Genomic DNA, 14,517 nt, shown 5'->3' with positions numbered 1-14,517 from the left:
TTTATTAACCTACAAATATATATTAGCTAGCTCCAGGCGCCTTGCGCTTTTCTTTTTAGTGTTTAAAATGACGTACTCCGGTAAAGACCATTGCGATTCCGTATTCATCGGCTTTTTGAATGGATTCTTCGTCACGAATGGATCCGCCAGGCTGGATGATGGCTTTGATGCCAGCTTTTGCCGCAGCTTCAACTGTGTCACCCATTGGGAAGAATGCATCTGATGCAAGTGCTGAACCTTTTGCCTTTTCACCTGCTTGGTTAATTGCGATATTAGCTGATCCTACACGGTTCATTTGACCGGCACCAATTCCAATGGTCATGTCGTCTTTTGCTAACACAATTGCGTTCGATTTAACATGTTTTACAACTTTCCAACCGAGTTTTAAATCAGCCCATTCTTGTTCAGTTGGTTCACGCTTAGTTGGAACAGTGATGGTTGCCTCTTCCAATCCGTATGCATCTTCATCTTGAACAAGTAATCCTCCACGAACGGACACAAGCTTCTTTTCAACCTTCTCGTCATCTGAAAAGTCAATAGTCAACAAACGGAGATTTTTCTTTGAAGTAAGAATTTCAAATGCTTCCTCACTGAATGATGGTGCAATAATAATTTCAAGGAAGATTTCTCGCAATTTATGAGCAGTTTGTGCATCTACTTCACGGTTCACTGCGATAATTCCACCAAAAATTGACGTTGAATCTGCTTCATATGCTTTTTGGTAGGCTTCCTCTAAAGTAGCGCCAACTCCAACTCCGCAAGGATTCATATGCTTAACAGCAACTGCTGCAGGCTCTTTGAATTCTTTAACTATTTGAAGGGCAGCATCTGCATCGTTGATATTATTGTAGGATAATTCTTTTCCGTGTAATTGTGTTGCAGACGCAATCGAAATGTTCGTTCCTAATGGTTTTTTATAAAATGCGGCCTTTTGATGAGGGTTTTCCCCATAACGAAGGTCTTGTTTCTTTTCATAAGTAACGGTTAAAGATTCTGGATTTTCCTCACCCGCTGCATTTGTTAAAAATTCAGCGATAACTGCATCATAAGCAGCAGTGTGTCGGAATACTTTTGCTCCTAAACGAAGTTTTGTTTCAGCTGCAACTTCACCTTTTTCAGCAATCTCCGCTAATACAGTATCGTAATCCTGTGGATCAACAACAACTGTTACATATTTGTGGTTTTTTGCAGCAGAACGAAGCATAGAAGGTCCGCCAATATCGATATTTTCAATTGCATCCGCAAACTGGACATCTGGTTTTGCAATTGTTTGTTGGAATGGATATAAGTTGACAACAACTAAATCGATAGGTGTAATGTCATGCTCTTGGAGTTGTTTAACATGTTCATCATTTTCTCGTACTGCAAGAAGGCCACCATGAATATTTGGATGTAGTGTTTTTACACGACCATCCATGATTTCTGGAAAGTTGGTTACCTCTGAAATGCCAATGACAGAGAGGCCTGCTTCTTCAAGAGTACGCTTTGTACCGCCTGTTGAAATAACTTCAACCCCATTATCAATTAAACCTTTTACAAATGGAACAAGTCCCTGTTTATCTGAAACACTGACAAGTGCGCGCTTGATTGTCACTTTGAATCGCTCCCTACTCTAGAATTCTTTGCTGTTACAAGTGATTGCAGGATCTGTGGATAAAATTCATGCTCTATTTGATGAACTTTTTCTTCAATGATTGCTAATGTATCTCCTGGTTCAATAGATAGTTCCCTTTGTGCAATGATTGGGCCTGTATCCATTCCTTCATCGACATAATGAATCGTAACACCAGTCGTCTTCACACCCGCTTGAAATGCCTGACCAATTGCATCCTTACCTGGAAATGCAGGTAAAAGAGAAGGATGGATATTGATAATTTTATTGCGATACGCCTTTAAAAGCGTATCGCCAATTAATCTCATGTATCCAGCTAATACAATTAATTCTACATTTTTCTCACGTAAAACTTCCACAATTTCGGCTTCGAATAATGATTTTTCTGGATAGTCTTTTGGTGAAAAAACAAAAGTGTCCACCCATTCCTTTGAAGCACGCTCAATTACTTTTGCACCTGGCTTATCACAAACGAGTATTTCAATTTCCGCTGCAAGTCTTCCTTCTTTTATCGAATCTGCAATGGCTTGAAAGTTTGTGCCACTCCCTGATGCAAAGACAGCTATTTTCTTCATACAAGTGCTCCCCCACCAAAGGTTACACCATTACCTTCTTTAATACGACCGATGATATATGCTTTTTCCCCTTGCGCTTCAAGTAATTGAAGAAGTTCGTGAAGGTCAGCCTCATTAATGGCTAGCACCATTCCGATTCCCATATTAAATATATTAAACATTTCTTCACGATTAAGGTTTCCGGTCTCTTGAAGCAAATCAAAGATTGGTGGAATTGGCCATGAACCGTAATCAATTTCCGCCCCTACACCTTCTGGAAGCATACGGGGAATATTTTCAATAAAGCCCCCACCTGTAATATGGGACATTCCCTTTACTTCAAACTTCTCCATTGCTTTTAATAAAGACTTCACATAAATTTTAGTCGGTTGAAGAAGTTCTTCACCTAATGTACGTTCGATTTTTCCATAAGTTTTGTGAAGGTCTAATCCACCATCCTCTAGGAGAACCTTCCGTACGAGTGAATAGCCATTACTGTGTATTCCGCTTGAAGAAAGACCGATTAGAACATCACCAGGCTTGATTGAAGCACCGGTTACAAGCTTAGACTTCTCTGCAACACCTACTGAAAAACCAGCAAGGTCATATTCATCCTCACTATACATTCCTGGCATTTCAGCAGTTTCACCGCCAATTAACGCACAACCGGCTTGTTCACAACCATCAGCAATTCCTTTTACAATTTGCTCGATTTTTTCAGGTTGTGCTTTCCCGCATGCAATATAATCTAAAAAGTATAAAGGCTCAGCTCCCTGAACCACAATATCATTCACACACATTGCAACCGCGTCGATCCCAATGGTGTCATGCTTATCCATCATAAAAGCCAACATCAGCTTTGTGCCAACACCGTCTGTACCTGAAACTAAAACAGGCTCTTTTACGTTTACCTTTGATAGGTCAAACATTCCACCAAAACTGCCAAGTCCACCCATCACTTCTGGGCGAACTGTTTTTGCAACATGCTTTTTCATTCTGGAAACAGCCTCATAGCCTGCTTCAATGTCTACTCCAGCTTGCTTATAAGCATTTGCCATCGTTATGAACACCTCTACTTTTTTTAGCTGAATACTTTTTCATGCGGCAATACCGTATCTGGGAAGATCTCCGTTGGATATTTCCCTGTAAAACAAGCCATACATTGTCCGCGATTTTCTCCTTCAAACGGTCTTCCAATTGCTTTTACAAGCCCCTCAGGACTTAAAAATGTTAATGTATCCGCCCCAATGATTTGACGCATTTCTTCAACCGAATGCGAAGAAGCTATCAATTCCTCATGTGTTGAGGTATCAATTCCGTAGAAGCATGGATTCTTAATTGGCGGTGAACTGATGCATACATGCACTTCTAACGCACCTGCATCACGAAGCATTTTTACTATTCGTCGGCTTGTTGTTCCACGGACGATCGAATCATCCACCATGACAACACGCTTGCCTTCCACAACACCACGAACTGGTGAGAGCTTCATTTTCACTCCTTGTTCACGTAATGATTGGGATGGCTGAATAAAGGTTCTACCAACATACCGATTCTTAATGAGACCTAACTCATAAGGAATTCCTGATTCTTCTGCGTAACCAATCGCTGCTGAAATACTAGAATCCGGTACACCTGTTACAATATCGGCATCAATTGGTGCTTCAAGCGCAAGCTGTTTACCTAATTTTTTTCTTGCTGTATGAACATTCACACCGTTAATATTACTATCCGGACGTGAAAAATAAATATATTCCATGCTGCACATTGCACGATTTGCCATTAATGAAAAACGTTCTGATTGAATGCCTTCATCATTAATCACAATTAATTCGCCTGGCTCAACATCTCTTTCGAATTTAGCGCCAATAATATCAAACGCACAAGTCTCAGAAGCTACTACCCAAGCGTCTCCCAGTTTACCAAGTGATAACGGACGAAGACCATTTGGATCAAGGGCAACAATCATTTTCTTTTCAGTCATGATTAAGAATGCATAAGCCCCTTTTAGCATCGTTAAGGCATTTTTAACTCGGTCTTTTATTTTCGTATAGCCGCTTTTTCTAGTTAAGTGTGCGAGAACCTCTGTATCTGAGGAAGTTTGAAAAATACTTCCTTGGTTTTCCAACTGATGCTTTAAATCATTGGCATTGACAAGGTTTCCGTTATGAGCAATCGCTAGCCCACCTACTTGAGAATGAAACAGGAGGGGCTGAACATTTTGGATGCCCCCGCCACCAGCTGTTGCATAACGGACATGCCCAATCGCTGCATTTCCTTCTAGTTGTTCAAGTTGGCCATTGCCAAATACTTCATTTACAAGGCCTTCTCCTTTTACAATTCGAAGCTTTTCGCCATTACTGACAACAATGCCGGCACCCTCTTGACCACGATGCTGTAAACTGTGTAATCCATAATAAGTTAGTTTGGCTGCATCTGGATGTCCCCAGATACCGAATACACCACATTCCTCATTTAAGCCTTTGAGTTCAGCAAGCATGGGATAGCTCCTTTCCATGTGCGTCTTAGATCATCGACTGGAAGATTAATAACTTCCTTTCCAGTTTGACCCTTAACGATAAATGATCCATCACCTGTTACTTCTCCGACCAGATTTGCTCTTACAAGCTGTTCAAACTTTTCTTTGTTTTCTTTCTTCACAGATACAATAAAACGAGATTGTGTTTCACTGAATAACTCAGTTACTACATCCCCTTGAATTTGCACCTTTACACCTAAGCCCTTTGCTCCGAATGCCTTTTCTGCTAATGCAACTGCAAAGCCACCCTCTGCCACATCATGTGCAGAAGCGATAACACCTGCACGAATGGCAGTTAAAACTTGTTTTTGTCTTCTTTTTTCAATCTCTAAATCTAGTTCAGGAACGGGACCAAAAATCTCGCCATGAATTAATTTTTGTAACTCGCTGCCTGCGAATTCTTCTTTCGCTTCTCCTACTACATACACGAGGTCGCCCGCTTCTTTAAACTCCTGAGTCGTAATATGAGCGACATCGTCAATCAATCCAACCATTCCGATAACTGGTGTTGGATAAATAGCTTTACCGTTCGTTTCATTGTTAAGAGACACGTTTCCTCCAATAACTGGAGTGTTTAACACACGGCATGCCTCACTAATTCCATCTGCAGCTTTTTCAATTTGCCAAAAGATTTCTGGATTCTCTGGATTCCCAAAGTTCAAGTTATCAGTAATCGCAAGCGGTGCGCCACCAGAGCAAACAATATTTCTTGCTGCTTCACTAACAGCAATTTGCCCACCAACCTCAGGGTCTAGATAAAGGTACCTAGAATTACAGTCTGTTGTCATCGCAAGTGCTTTCTGAGTATCACGGATTCTTACAACCGCTGAATCTGACCCCGGAGCCACAACCGTATTTGTACGGACCATGTAATCATATTGATCATAAACCCATTCTTTACTTGCGATTGTTGGTTGTGCAAGTAATTCCAGTAGAGTTTGCCCTACATCTTCAAGCTTAGGAGCTTCAACCTTCATTTCCTTAAATTCACGATACATAGCTGGCTCACTTGAAGGCTTATGATAGATAGGTGCCTCTTCTGCTAGTGCATCAACCGGAACATCCGCGATTACTTCACCCTTATGAACTAGGCGAAGTTGCTTGTCATCCGTTACCTTTCCGATTGCAACAGCTTCAAGGTCATACTTATTCACGATATCTTGGATTTCTTGCTCTCTTCCTTTTTCAACAACGATTAACATACGTTCTTGTGATTCAGAGAGCATCATTTCATACCCTGTCATCCCTGTTTCACGTTGTGGAACAAGATCAAGGTTCATTTCAATTCCTGAGCCTGCTTTACTTGCCATTTCCGCGGAAGAGCTTGTTAATCCAGCTGCACCCATATCTTGAATTCCGACTAATGCATCACATTTTACAAGTTCTAGGCATGCTTCAAGCAATAGCTTTTCCATAAAAGGATCTCCAACTTGTACAGCTGATCGTTTTTCATCAGATTCCTCAGAGAGTTCCTCAGATGAAAAGGTTGCACCGTGGATACCGTCACGGCCAGTTTTCGCACCAATATACATCACTGTGTTGCCGATACCTTTTGCCTGACCCTTTTGAATATCTTCGTGATTAATTAGCCCAACACACATAGCGTTAACAAGGGGATTCCCTTCATATGACGAATCAAATTGAATCTCTCCACCAACCGTAGGAATTCCAATACAATTTCCGTAGCCAGCGATTCCTGCGACTACTTCTTCAAACAAGTATTTCACTCTTGGAGAAGTTAGCTCTCCAAAACGAAGTGAGTTTAATAGAGCGATAGGTCTTGCTCCCATTGAAAAAACGTCACGAATTATTCCACCAACACCCGTTGCTGCCCCTTGATATGGCTCAATTGCAGAAGGATGGTTATGACTTTCAATTTTAAAAACAACCGCTTGGTTATCACCGATATCAACGATTCCAGCACCTTCACCTGGTCCTTGAAGAACGCGCTCACCAGTTGTCGGAAACTTGCGTAACACCGGCTTTGAGTTTTTATAGCTACAGTGCTCAGACCACATAACTGAGAATAAACCTGTCTCTGTATAATTTGGAAGTCTACCAATAATCTTTTCGATTAATTCAAACTCAGAATCACTTAAACCCATTTCACTATATATTTTTTGTTCTTTAATTTCGTTCGGACTTGGTTCAAGAAGTAACGACATGTGCTGCCAACCTCCAATTTTTCACAATTGATTGAAATAATTTGATTCCATCTGCACTACCTAATAACTCCTCAACCGCTCTTTCCGGATGAGGCATCATTCCTAGAACATTTCCACGATCATTTGTAATACCTGCGATATCTGCAACACTACCATTTGGATTTGTTCCGTTATATGTGAATGTGATCTGATTATTTTCTTGTAATCTAGCTAGTGTTTGCTCATCACAATAATAGTTTCCTTCACCGTGGGCAATCGGAACTGTGATGACTTCACCAGCTTTATATTCAGATGTAAACATTGTTGTATTGTTTTCAACTCTTATCTCAACCGGACGACACATGAACTTTAGTTTCTCATTACGGCGCATCGCACCTGGCAAAAGCCCTGCTTCTAACAGGATTTGGAAGCCATTGCATACACCAAGGATTGGTTTACCAGCCTCAGCTGCTTTTACAACCTCGTCCATGACATTTGAAAAACGAGCAAGTGCACCTGTACGTAGGTAATCTCCATAAGAGAATCCTCCAGGAAGTAAAATACCATCGAACTCTTCAAGATTTGTTGCAGTATGCGATACATACTCGACTTCTTCACCAAGGGCATCTTTTACAGCATGATACATATCAACATCGCAGTTAGAACCTGGAAACACGATTACGGCAAATTTCACTGTGTGACAACCTCCTCAACCTCATAACGATAATCCTCAATTACCGTATTTGCTAAAAGCTTTTCACAAATTTCCTTAACCGTTTTATCAAGATCAGCTACTGATTCATCGATCATTAACTCCATATATTTTCCGATTCGAACATCATTTACTTCTTTATAATTTAATTGGTGCAAAGATCCTTTCACAGCACTTCCTTGTGGATCTAAAACACTTTCTTTTAATGTTACATAAACCTTTACCTTGTACATGCAATTTTTCCCCCTAGTCGATTTAAAATTTCCGTATAAGCGTCTGTTACATTTCCGAGGTCTCTACGGAATACATCCTTATCCAATTTTTCATTTGTTTCAATATCCCAGAAGCGGCATGTATCAGGTGAAATCTCATCAGCTAATAAAACCTCACCGTCTTTCGTTACACCAAATTCAAGTTTAAAATCTATTAATCTGATTTGAAGGTCTAAAAAGAAAGTGCGTAATACCTCATTGATTTTTAGTGCCTGTTCTTTTAGTTCTAGCACTTGATTTTTCGTTGCAAGACTTAGCACTTCAATGTGGTCCTCGTTCACAAGTGGATCACCTAAGTCATCATTTTTATAGTAAAATTCAACAATCGGTTTTACTAAATCCGTTCCTTCTTCAATTCCAACTCGCTTTGAAAAACCGCCAGCAACCACATTTCGAACAACAACCTCCAGTGGTATGATCGATACATGCTTGACGAGTTGTTCATTTTCTGAAAGTTTGCCGATAAAATGTGTTTTGATTCCTGCAGTATGAAGCTTAGAAAAAATAAGGCTTGTAATCTCGTTATTCAATCGACCCTTGCCAACGATTTGTGCCTTCTTTTCCCCATTAAACGCTGTGGCATCATCCTTGTACTCCACTAAGACGATGGAATCTTCAGCTGTTTGATAGAGTTTCTTAGCCTTTCCCTCATACAGTAAACGAAGCTTTTTCACGTCCATCTTGACTCCCCCTAAAAGATTCAGATTAAGCGACTCTATATATTCTTATAAACCTAAGCGTTCAAAAATCATGTCTACATGCTTAAGGTGGTAGTTATAATCAAAGCAATCCTCAATTTGCGCTGGAGATAAACGACTCGTGATTTTTTCTTCGGCTTCAATTAACCCACGGAACGGAACTTGTTTTTCCCAAGCTTCCATTGCCTTAGGCTGTACCGTATCGTAAGCCTCTTCTCTTGTTAAACCTGAATCAATTAACGCTAATAGCACACGTTGCGAGTAAATCAATCCAAGTGTACGATCCATATTGCGTTTCATGTTCTCTGGGAACACAGTTAGGTTCTTTACAATATTTCCAAAGCGATTAAGCATATAATTCAACGCGATCGTAGCGTCCGGTAAAATGATGCGCTCTGCAGATGAATGTGAAATATCACGTTCATGCCAAAGTGGCACATTTTCATAGGCTGTCATCATATATCCTCGAATCACACGAGCCAATCCTGTCATATTCTCAGACCCAATTGGGTTTCGTTTATGTGGCATTGCAGAAGAACCTTTTTGACCTTTCGCAAAAAATTCTTCTACTTCTCTTGTTTCACTCTTTTGTAAACCACGAACTTCTACCGCAAATTTTTCTATTGAAGTTGCGATAAGTGCTAATGCGGACATATATGCCGCATGACGGTCACGCTGTAATGTCTGAGTCGAAATCGGTGCAGCTGTAATGCCAAGCTTTTCACACACATACTGCTCAACAAACGGATCGATATTGGCATAAGTTCCAACCGCTCCTGAAATCTTCCCAAACTGAACACCTTCCGCAGCATTCTTGAAGCGTTCAAGATTACGTTTCATTTCTTCATGCCATAAGGCAAGCTTTAAACCAAATGTTGTTGGTTCGGCATGAACGCCATGCGTACGCCCCATCATTACGGTGTGTTTATGTTCCTTCGCTTTTTCCGCTAAAATATTGATAAAGCGTTCTATGTCTTTTTGTAAAATGTCATTGGCTTGTTTTAACACATACGATAGGGCTGTATCCACAACATCGGTAGACGTTAATCCATAATGAACCCATTTTCTTTCTTCACCTAATGTTTCTGATACGGCACGTGTAAACGCCACAACGTCATGTCTTGTTTCCTCTTCGATTTCTTTAATTCTATTCACATCAAAGGATGCATTTTTACGGATAAGAGCAACATCTTCTTTTGGAATATCACCCAGCTCTGCCCAAGCCTCACAAGCTAAAATTTCCACTTCGAGCCAAGCACGGAAGCGATTCTCCTCCGTCCAAATAGACCCCATTTCCTCACGAGTATAACGTTCAATCATGTAAAATCCTCCTTAAATGCGAATATGTGAATCATTCCAAATTTGCAAGGAATCTGACTTTTTTAAAGCCTCTTCCACTGTTTTTCCTAAGACGGTAACATGCCCCATCTTTCTCTTCACTTTTGCTTCTGCTTTTCCATATAAATGAACCTTCACACCTGATAATTCGGACACTTTCTCAAGTAATGGCTCTACATGCTCTCCAAGAATGTTTGTCATCACAACAGGACGTAATAGAGTTGTTTCTCCAAGCGGCCAATTACAGACTGAGCGAACATGCTGCTCGAATTGTGAAGTTTCACATGCATCGATTGAATAGTGACCAGAGTTATGTGGACGTGGTGCCAGTTCATTAATATAGATTTCACCATCCTCAGTCACAAACATTTCAACCGCTAATGTTCCTACTAATTGAAATTCAGAAGCAAGCTTCATTGCCATTTCTTTTGCCTTAGTTTCTCTTATTTCAGAAATTCTAGCCGGAACAATTGATTGGTGTAGGATATTCTCAACATGAATGTTTTCCGCTACTGGAAAAGCTTTTACCTCACCTGCTATATTTCGTGTAACAATGACAGACACTTCTTTCTGAAATGGAACCCATGCCTCCAAGATGCATCGCCCAGAAGCCAGAAGTTTTCCTGCTAATGCTATATCTTCCTTATGTTTTAAAACAAATTGACCTTTTCCGTCATAGCCTCCACGGCAAGTTTTTAACACGGAAGGAAATCCAATTAGCTCAACTGCCTCAGCTAATTGCTCTTCATTTTCCACAAGTTGAAACGGGGCAACTTGCAAGCCAATCTCCTGAATTGCACTCTTTTCAGTACCACGATCTTGTGTAATTTTTAATAGGTGGCTCCCTTGTGGTAGGTTTGCATTTTCTTCAAGCCACGTAAGAGCCTCATAATCTATATTTTCAAATTCATACGTAATTACATCACTAACGCCAGCCAATTCCTTGATAGCCTCTAGGTCATCATAATTAGCCGTAATTTCAATATCAGCTACCTGCCCACACGGAGAATTTGGCGTTGGGTCCAGAACGGCCACAAAAAATCCCATTTCCTTAGCCGAAATGGCCATCATTCGCCCAAGCTGACCACCACCAATAATACCAATCGTTTGGCCCGGCAAAATTCGCTTATTCAAGTTCATCACTACTTTCTAGTACTTGAATTTTTTTATTTTCTCTTATATCAACAAGTTTCTGATCCCACTCCGGATTAGATGTCCCAAGAATCGAAGCTGCTAATAATCCTGCATTTGTAGCACCTGCTTTACCAATCGCTACCGTTGCAACTGGTACTCCACCAGGCATTTGAACGATTGATAATAGTGAATCGAGTCCATTTAATGCACGCGATTGAACCGGAACCCCGATCACAGGTAGGGTTGTTTTTGCTGCAACCATACCCGGTAAATGCGCAGCACCACCAGCTCCGGCAATAATAACCTTAATGCCTCGACCCTTTGCGTTTTGCGCATATTCAAACATAAGGTCTGGAGTACGGTGAGCAGAAACTACCTTTTTTTCATAAGGAATTCCAATATCCTCTAAAACATTGCACGCTTCTTTCATCGTTTCCCAATCAGAAGTACTTCCCATAATTACACCAACTACTGGATTCATAAGATCCTCCTAAATTGTCATAAATCAAATACGCCTTGGCGTATTTGCGCCCAGATTTTTATTCGAGCTCGCTCGAATAATTTCCTTTAAAAATCTGAGGCATCCGCCGGAGGCTTTTACTTTATTTAGCTATCTTCTGCTAAATAAAGTAAAAATGCCCAGGAAAAAGACTGATTTCCAAAAAAGGGAAAGCAATCCTACCTGGGCATTCTATATCAAGAATAGGTAAAATTATACTTTTCCCTCATAGTCCAATAATTTACGGTTATCGGGTAGAAACTTATGGGCCATATTCCCAAGATTATATGAGGTATTTTTTCTAACCTAATCTTATCAACATTGTGATTCAATTGTCAATTAATATCGAACGTTTTACAAAAATTTCATTTTTAATGTTCGTGTTTTACTGTAACTTTCCTTCAAAAACAATCTTTCTCCCACAAGGTTCGACGCTAATCTCTCCATTACGCGTTACCTCCTGAAATACAGGTTCCTCCATTCTTCTAACAGGAAAATACCCTTCTGCCTTCATTCGGTCGAGGCATTGATCAATTGTTTCATTATCTTTGACTTCAAATTTTTGCTTTTTTGGTTTACTCATGTTTCAAGTTTTCCTCTCTTAACAGCCTTCACCCAGAATCCGCCGTGAATGGACTTTGGTTCATAGGTAATCACAAACGCTTTCGGATCCATATCAGTAATGGTTTTATATAATTTCATTTCATATTTGCGTGGAGTTAAAATTGTCATCGACAATCGATCTCCCTCTCTACCTTGGGTTTGCCATGTCGTAACACCGTATCCCTCATCGCGCAATTTTTTCGGCAAATCCATCTCATATTCCTTTGTGATTACATTTACCGTAATATACCCGAGAGCAAGCTTTTCTTCAATTTTCATCCCTACAATGACACCGATTCCGTAACCAACCGCATATGCCACTAAATTTTGAATTTGATTTAAATTATCTAGTACCAAACCAAGTCCTACGACATAAATAACAACCTCAACCGTACTAATTAACGCCGCTAAATACCGCTGGCCCTTCAACGTCAAGATCATCCGAATCGTAAAAAAGGACACATACACAATATTAATCACTAAAATAATGAGAACCATTACATACGCATTCGATAACAAATTTACTCCCCCTTAGGAACCTTTCCTTCTCTTAGCTTACCAAAGTATTCATTTTACTAAACATCTTCCCTAAAGAATACTACCCGAAACATATTTTTTCAAATATCTCCCTAGGCACATACCTATTTGATCTCTCATATACTACTTTAGTTGAATTATGCAATTTTGAGGAGGGAACAACAGCCCATGAAAATGGACCAATTTAAAAATATGAATAATTGGCGAAAACAATGGGACCATTTTTTTGGTGATGATTTTTGGAATGAATTTACCCCATTTTTAGATAACGCCCATTCTCAACTAAATCTTTACCAAGGTGAAAATGAGCTGCTCGTCGTCCTAAGCCTACCAGGATTAACAAAAGTTGAGGATGTCGATATTTATGTAAACCATCAAACACTCGAAGTACAAGGAAAAATCAATCTGAACTTTAAAGGCTTTGATATCATTCAAGAAGGTATTTTCCAAGGTAGCTTTCAACGAGAAATACAACTCCCCTACACAGTAAAAGAGGATCGGATTAAAGCAAGCTATAAAAGAGGACTCCTACTCATCCACCTTCACAAACAAATTCCTGATGACTCCCGTAAAAAAGTCGAGGTAGTAGATCGCGACAAATAAATGAGAAAATCCCTCACGATTTGGGTGGGGGATTCTTTTACTTAGGCTGATTTAGTTTATTTACATATATAAGTAGGGAAATGGATCCAACAACAGTAACGGCCCCATAAAGTAGCCCAATCCATTCGCTTATAAATTCTAACCCAAACGGAAGCAAAATGGTAAGAACACCGATCATAATCGTAAACACACCTACTGCTTTTGCTAACTTCTCCTTATCTCCTTTAAACGTTTCTTCATTATATCCGGCAATTAAAGAAAGCATCTTCTTTTTCCAAACCAAAAAACCCATAAAAACACATAAAAGCCCGACAATAAAACAGGTGATGAATCCAGCAAGCATCGGAGGCCCTCCTCTGTAATTTATAATGTATAACGGTATATACGGATTTATGGGGCGGGAGGTTTCAGGAATGGTAGCTTTAGGTTAATATATGGTTCGGGTGTTTGGCGTATGTTTTCAGTTTACTTTTTTAGTAGGGGTATACGCTATTTGTGGTGTTTGCGGGGGGTGCGGTACAGCATTTATTGTTTCTCATTATAGCGATATACCGTATAAGCTGTATGCGGTATAGCACTTATCGTTTTTCGATATGGGGATATACCGATTAAGCTGTTTGCAGTATAGCATTTATCGTTTCTCGATATAGCGATATACCGATTAAGCCATTTGCGGTATAGCATTTATCGTTTTTCGATGTGGGGATATACCGATTAAGCTGTTTGCGGTATAACATTTATCGTTTCTCGATGTGACCATATACCGATTAAGCTGTTTGCGGTATAACATTTATCGTTTTTCGATGTGACGATATACCGATTAAGCTGTTTGCGGAATAGCATTTATTGTTTCTCAATATGGGGATATACCGATTAAGCTGTTTGCGGTATAGCACTTATCGTTTTTCGATATGGGGATATACCGATTAGACGATTATTGTTTTTCGATTTTTTCTAATTTCATCACAAAGCGATCACAATACTCACAATTACATTCCTTTATCGAAGAAAACCCACCACAATTTCAAATTACTCTTTCCAAGCACAAAAAAAGACCAACCATAACGGCTGATCTTTCGTTTGCCTAGCGACGTCCTACTCTCACAGGGACAAAGTCCCAACTACCATCGGCGCTGAAGAGCTTAACTTCCGTGTTCGGTATGGGAACGGGTGTGACCTCTTCGCTATCGCCACTAGACTATGTTAAAGGATTCATTCCTTCAAAACTAGATAACGCATTTACATTCATCTTCGAAGTATTTTGGTTAAGTC

At 40.0% G+C, this 14,517-nt stretch carries 15 protein-coding genes, 1 rRNA gene and 1 riboswitch; of the genes, 1 reads left to right on the top strand and 15 read right to left on the bottom strand.

Annotation, left to right across the window (positions count from 1 at the left end):
- Positions 1-55: 55 nt before the first annotated feature.
- The 13 genes from purH to ACFSFW_RS00020 all read right to left on the bottom strand — a co-directional run bounded on the left by purH (position 56) and on the right by ACFSFW_RS00020 (position 12,624).
- A complete protein-coding gene (purH, locus tag ACFSFW_RS00080) occupies positions 56-1,594 on the bottom strand; it encodes a bifunctional phosphoribosylaminoimidazolecarboxamide formyltransferase/IMP cyclohydrolase (protein ID WP_388034320.1) in 1,539 nt (512 codons plus the stop codon).
- Entirely contained in the window at positions 1,591-2,187 is a 597-nt protein-coding gene (purN, locus tag ACFSFW_RS00075) for a phosphoribosylglycinamide formyltransferase (RefSeq protein ID WP_388034318.1), read from the bottom strand. Before purN ends, purH begins: the two co-directional genes overlap by 4 nt.
- Entirely contained in the window at positions 2,184-3,224 is a 1,041-nt protein-coding gene (purM, locus tag ACFSFW_RS00070) for a phosphoribosylformylglycinamidine cyclo-ligase (RefSeq protein ID WP_388034316.1), read from the bottom strand. Before purM ends, purN begins: the two co-directional genes overlap by 4 nt.
- A gap of 23 nt (positions 3,225-3,247) precedes the next feature.
- The gene (purF, locus tag ACFSFW_RS00065) at positions 3,248-4,666 is read right to left on the bottom strand and encodes an amidophosphoribosyltransferase (RefSeq protein ID WP_099362642.1); all 1,419 of its coding nucleotides are present in this window, start codon (positions 4,664-4,666) and stop codon (positions 3,248-3,250) included.
- A complete protein-coding gene (gene purL, locus ACFSFW_RS00060) occupies positions 4,642-6,870 on the bottom strand; it encodes a phosphoribosylformylglycinamidine synthase subunit PurL (protein ID WP_388034314.1) in 2,229 nt (742 codons plus the stop codon). The genes purF and purL overlap by 25 nt, the downstream gene beginning before the upstream one ends.
- A complete protein-coding gene (gene purQ / locus ACFSFW_RS00055) occupies positions 6,854-7,543 on the bottom strand; it encodes a phosphoribosylformylglycinamidine synthase subunit PurQ (protein WP_388034312.1) in 690 nt (229 codons plus the stop codon). Before purQ ends, purL begins: the two co-directional genes overlap by 17 nt.
- Entirely contained in the window at positions 7,540-7,794 is a 255-nt protein-coding gene (gene purS, locus ACFSFW_RS00050; RefSeq protein WP_388034310.1) for a phosphoribosylformylglycinamidine synthase subunit PurS, read from the bottom strand. The genes purQ and purS overlap by 4 nt, the downstream gene beginning before the upstream one ends.
- Entirely contained in the window at positions 7,782-8,507 is a 726-nt protein-coding gene (gene purC / locus ACFSFW_RS00045) for a phosphoribosylaminoimidazolesuccinocarboxamide synthase (protein WP_388034378.1), read from the bottom strand. The genes purS and purC overlap by 13 nt, the downstream gene beginning before the upstream one ends.
- A gap of 51 nt (positions 8,508-8,558) precedes the next feature.
- The gene (gene purB / locus ACFSFW_RS00040; RefSeq protein ID WP_388034308.1) at positions 8,559-9,851 is read right to left on the bottom strand and encodes an adenylosuccinate lyase; all 1,293 of its coding nucleotides are present in this window, start codon (positions 9,849-9,851) and stop codon (positions 8,559-8,561) included.
- A 12-nt stretch (positions 9,852-9,863) separates the two neighbouring features.
- A complete protein-coding gene (purK, locus tag ACFSFW_RS00035) occupies positions 9,864-11,009 on the bottom strand; it encodes a 5-(carboxyamino)imidazole ribonucleotide synthase (RefSeq protein ID WP_388034306.1) in 1,146 nt (381 codons plus the stop codon).
- Positions 10,996-11,484, bottom strand: coding sequence for a 5-(carboxyamino)imidazole ribonucleotide mutase (purE, locus tag ACFSFW_RS00030; RefSeq protein WP_099362648.1), 489 nt, complete (start codon positions 11,482-11,484; stop codon positions 10,996-10,998). The genes purK and purE overlap by 14 nt, the downstream gene beginning before the upstream one ends.
- 227 nt (positions 11,485-11,711) lie before the next feature.
- Positions 11,712-11,813, bottom strand: a riboswitch (purine riboswitch).
- 74 nt (positions 11,814-11,887) lie between these two features.
- Positions 11,888-12,085: an NETI motif-containing protein gene (locus tag ACFSFW_RS00025; RefSeq protein WP_304220294.1), complete on the bottom strand. Its 198-nt coding sequence runs from the start codon at positions 12,083-12,085 to the stop codon at positions 11,888-11,890.
- Entirely contained in the window at positions 12,082-12,624 is a 543-nt protein-coding gene (locus ACFSFW_RS00020; RefSeq protein ID WP_099362650.1) for a DUF2179 domain-containing protein, read from the bottom strand. Before ACFSFW_RS00020 ends, ACFSFW_RS00025 begins: the two co-directional genes overlap by 4 nt.
- Before the next feature lie 186 nt (positions 12,625-12,810).
- Between ACFSFW_RS00020 and ACFSFW_RS00015 the strand changes: the two genes are divergently transcribed.
- Complete coding sequence (locus ACFSFW_RS00015; RefSeq protein WP_388034303.1) at positions 12,811-13,245, top strand: Hsp20/alpha crystallin family protein; 435 nt, start codon at positions 12,811-12,813, stop codon at positions 13,243-13,245.
- Positions 13,246-13,282: 37 nt separating this feature from the next.
- On the opposite strand, the gene ACFSFW_RS00010 is transcribed toward ACFSFW_RS00015, so the two are convergent.
- Both ACFSFW_RS00010 and rrf read right to left on the bottom strand, forming a co-directional pair.
- Positions 13,283-13,588: a DUF3784 domain-containing protein gene (locus ACFSFW_RS00010; RefSeq protein ID WP_388034301.1), complete on the bottom strand. Its 306-nt coding sequence runs from the start codon at positions 13,586-13,588 to the stop codon at positions 13,283-13,285.
- Between the two features lie 739 nt (positions 13,589-14,327).
- Positions 14,328-14,443, bottom strand: a 5S ribosomal RNA gene (gene rrf / locus ACFSFW_RS00005).
- Between the last annotated feature and the right edge of the window lie 74 nt (positions 14,444-14,517).

This window comes from Ferdinandcohnia salidurans (assembly GCF_042680725.1).
Taxonomy (GTDB): domain Bacteria; phylum Bacillota; class Bacilli; order Bacillales; family Bacillaceae_L; genus Ferdinandcohnia; species Ferdinandcohnia salidurans.
This window is presented reverse-complemented; position numbering and strand designations above follow the sequence as displayed.

Coding starts and splice junctions, on each gene's coding strand:
- ACFSFW_RS00015 (WP_388034303.1), top strand. CDS start 12,811: ATGAAAATGGACCAATTTAAAAATATGAATAATTGGCGAAAACAATGG.
- ACFSFW_RS00010 (WP_388034301.1), bottom strand. CDS start 13,588: ATGCTTGCTGGATTCATCACCTGTTTTATTGTCGGGCTTTTATGTGTT.
- ACFSFW_RS00025 (WP_304220294.1), bottom strand. CDS start 12,085: ATGAGTAAACCAAAAAAGCAAAAATTTGAAGTCAAAGATAATGAAACA.
- purS (WP_388034310.1), bottom strand. CDS start 7,794: ATGTACAAGGTAAAGGTTTATGTAACATTAAAAGAAAGTGTTTTAGAT.
- purB (WP_388034308.1), bottom strand. CDS start 9,851: ATGATTGAACGTTATACTCGTGAGGAAATGGGGTCTATTTGGACGGAG.
- purK (WP_388034306.1), bottom strand. CDS start 11,009: ATGAACTTGAATAAGCGAATTTTGCCGGGCCAAACGATTGGTATTATT.
- purL (WP_388034314.1), bottom strand. CDS start 6,870: ATGTCGTTACTTCTTGAACCAAGTCCGAACGAAATTAAAGAACAAAAA.
- purF (WP_099362642.1), bottom strand. CDS start 4,666: ATGCTTGCTGAACTCAAAGGCTTAAATGAGGAATGTGGTGTATTCGGT.
- purM (WP_388034316.1), bottom strand. CDS start 3,224: ATGGCAAATGCTTATAAGCAAGCTGGAGTAGACATTGAAGCAGGCTAT.
- purN (WP_388034318.1), bottom strand. CDS start 2,187: ATGAAGAAAATAGCTGTCTTTGCATCAGGGAGTGGCACAAACTTTCAA.
- purE (WP_099362648.1), bottom strand. CDS start 11,484: ATGAATCCAGTAGTTGGTGTAATTATGGGAAGTACTTCTGATTGGGAA.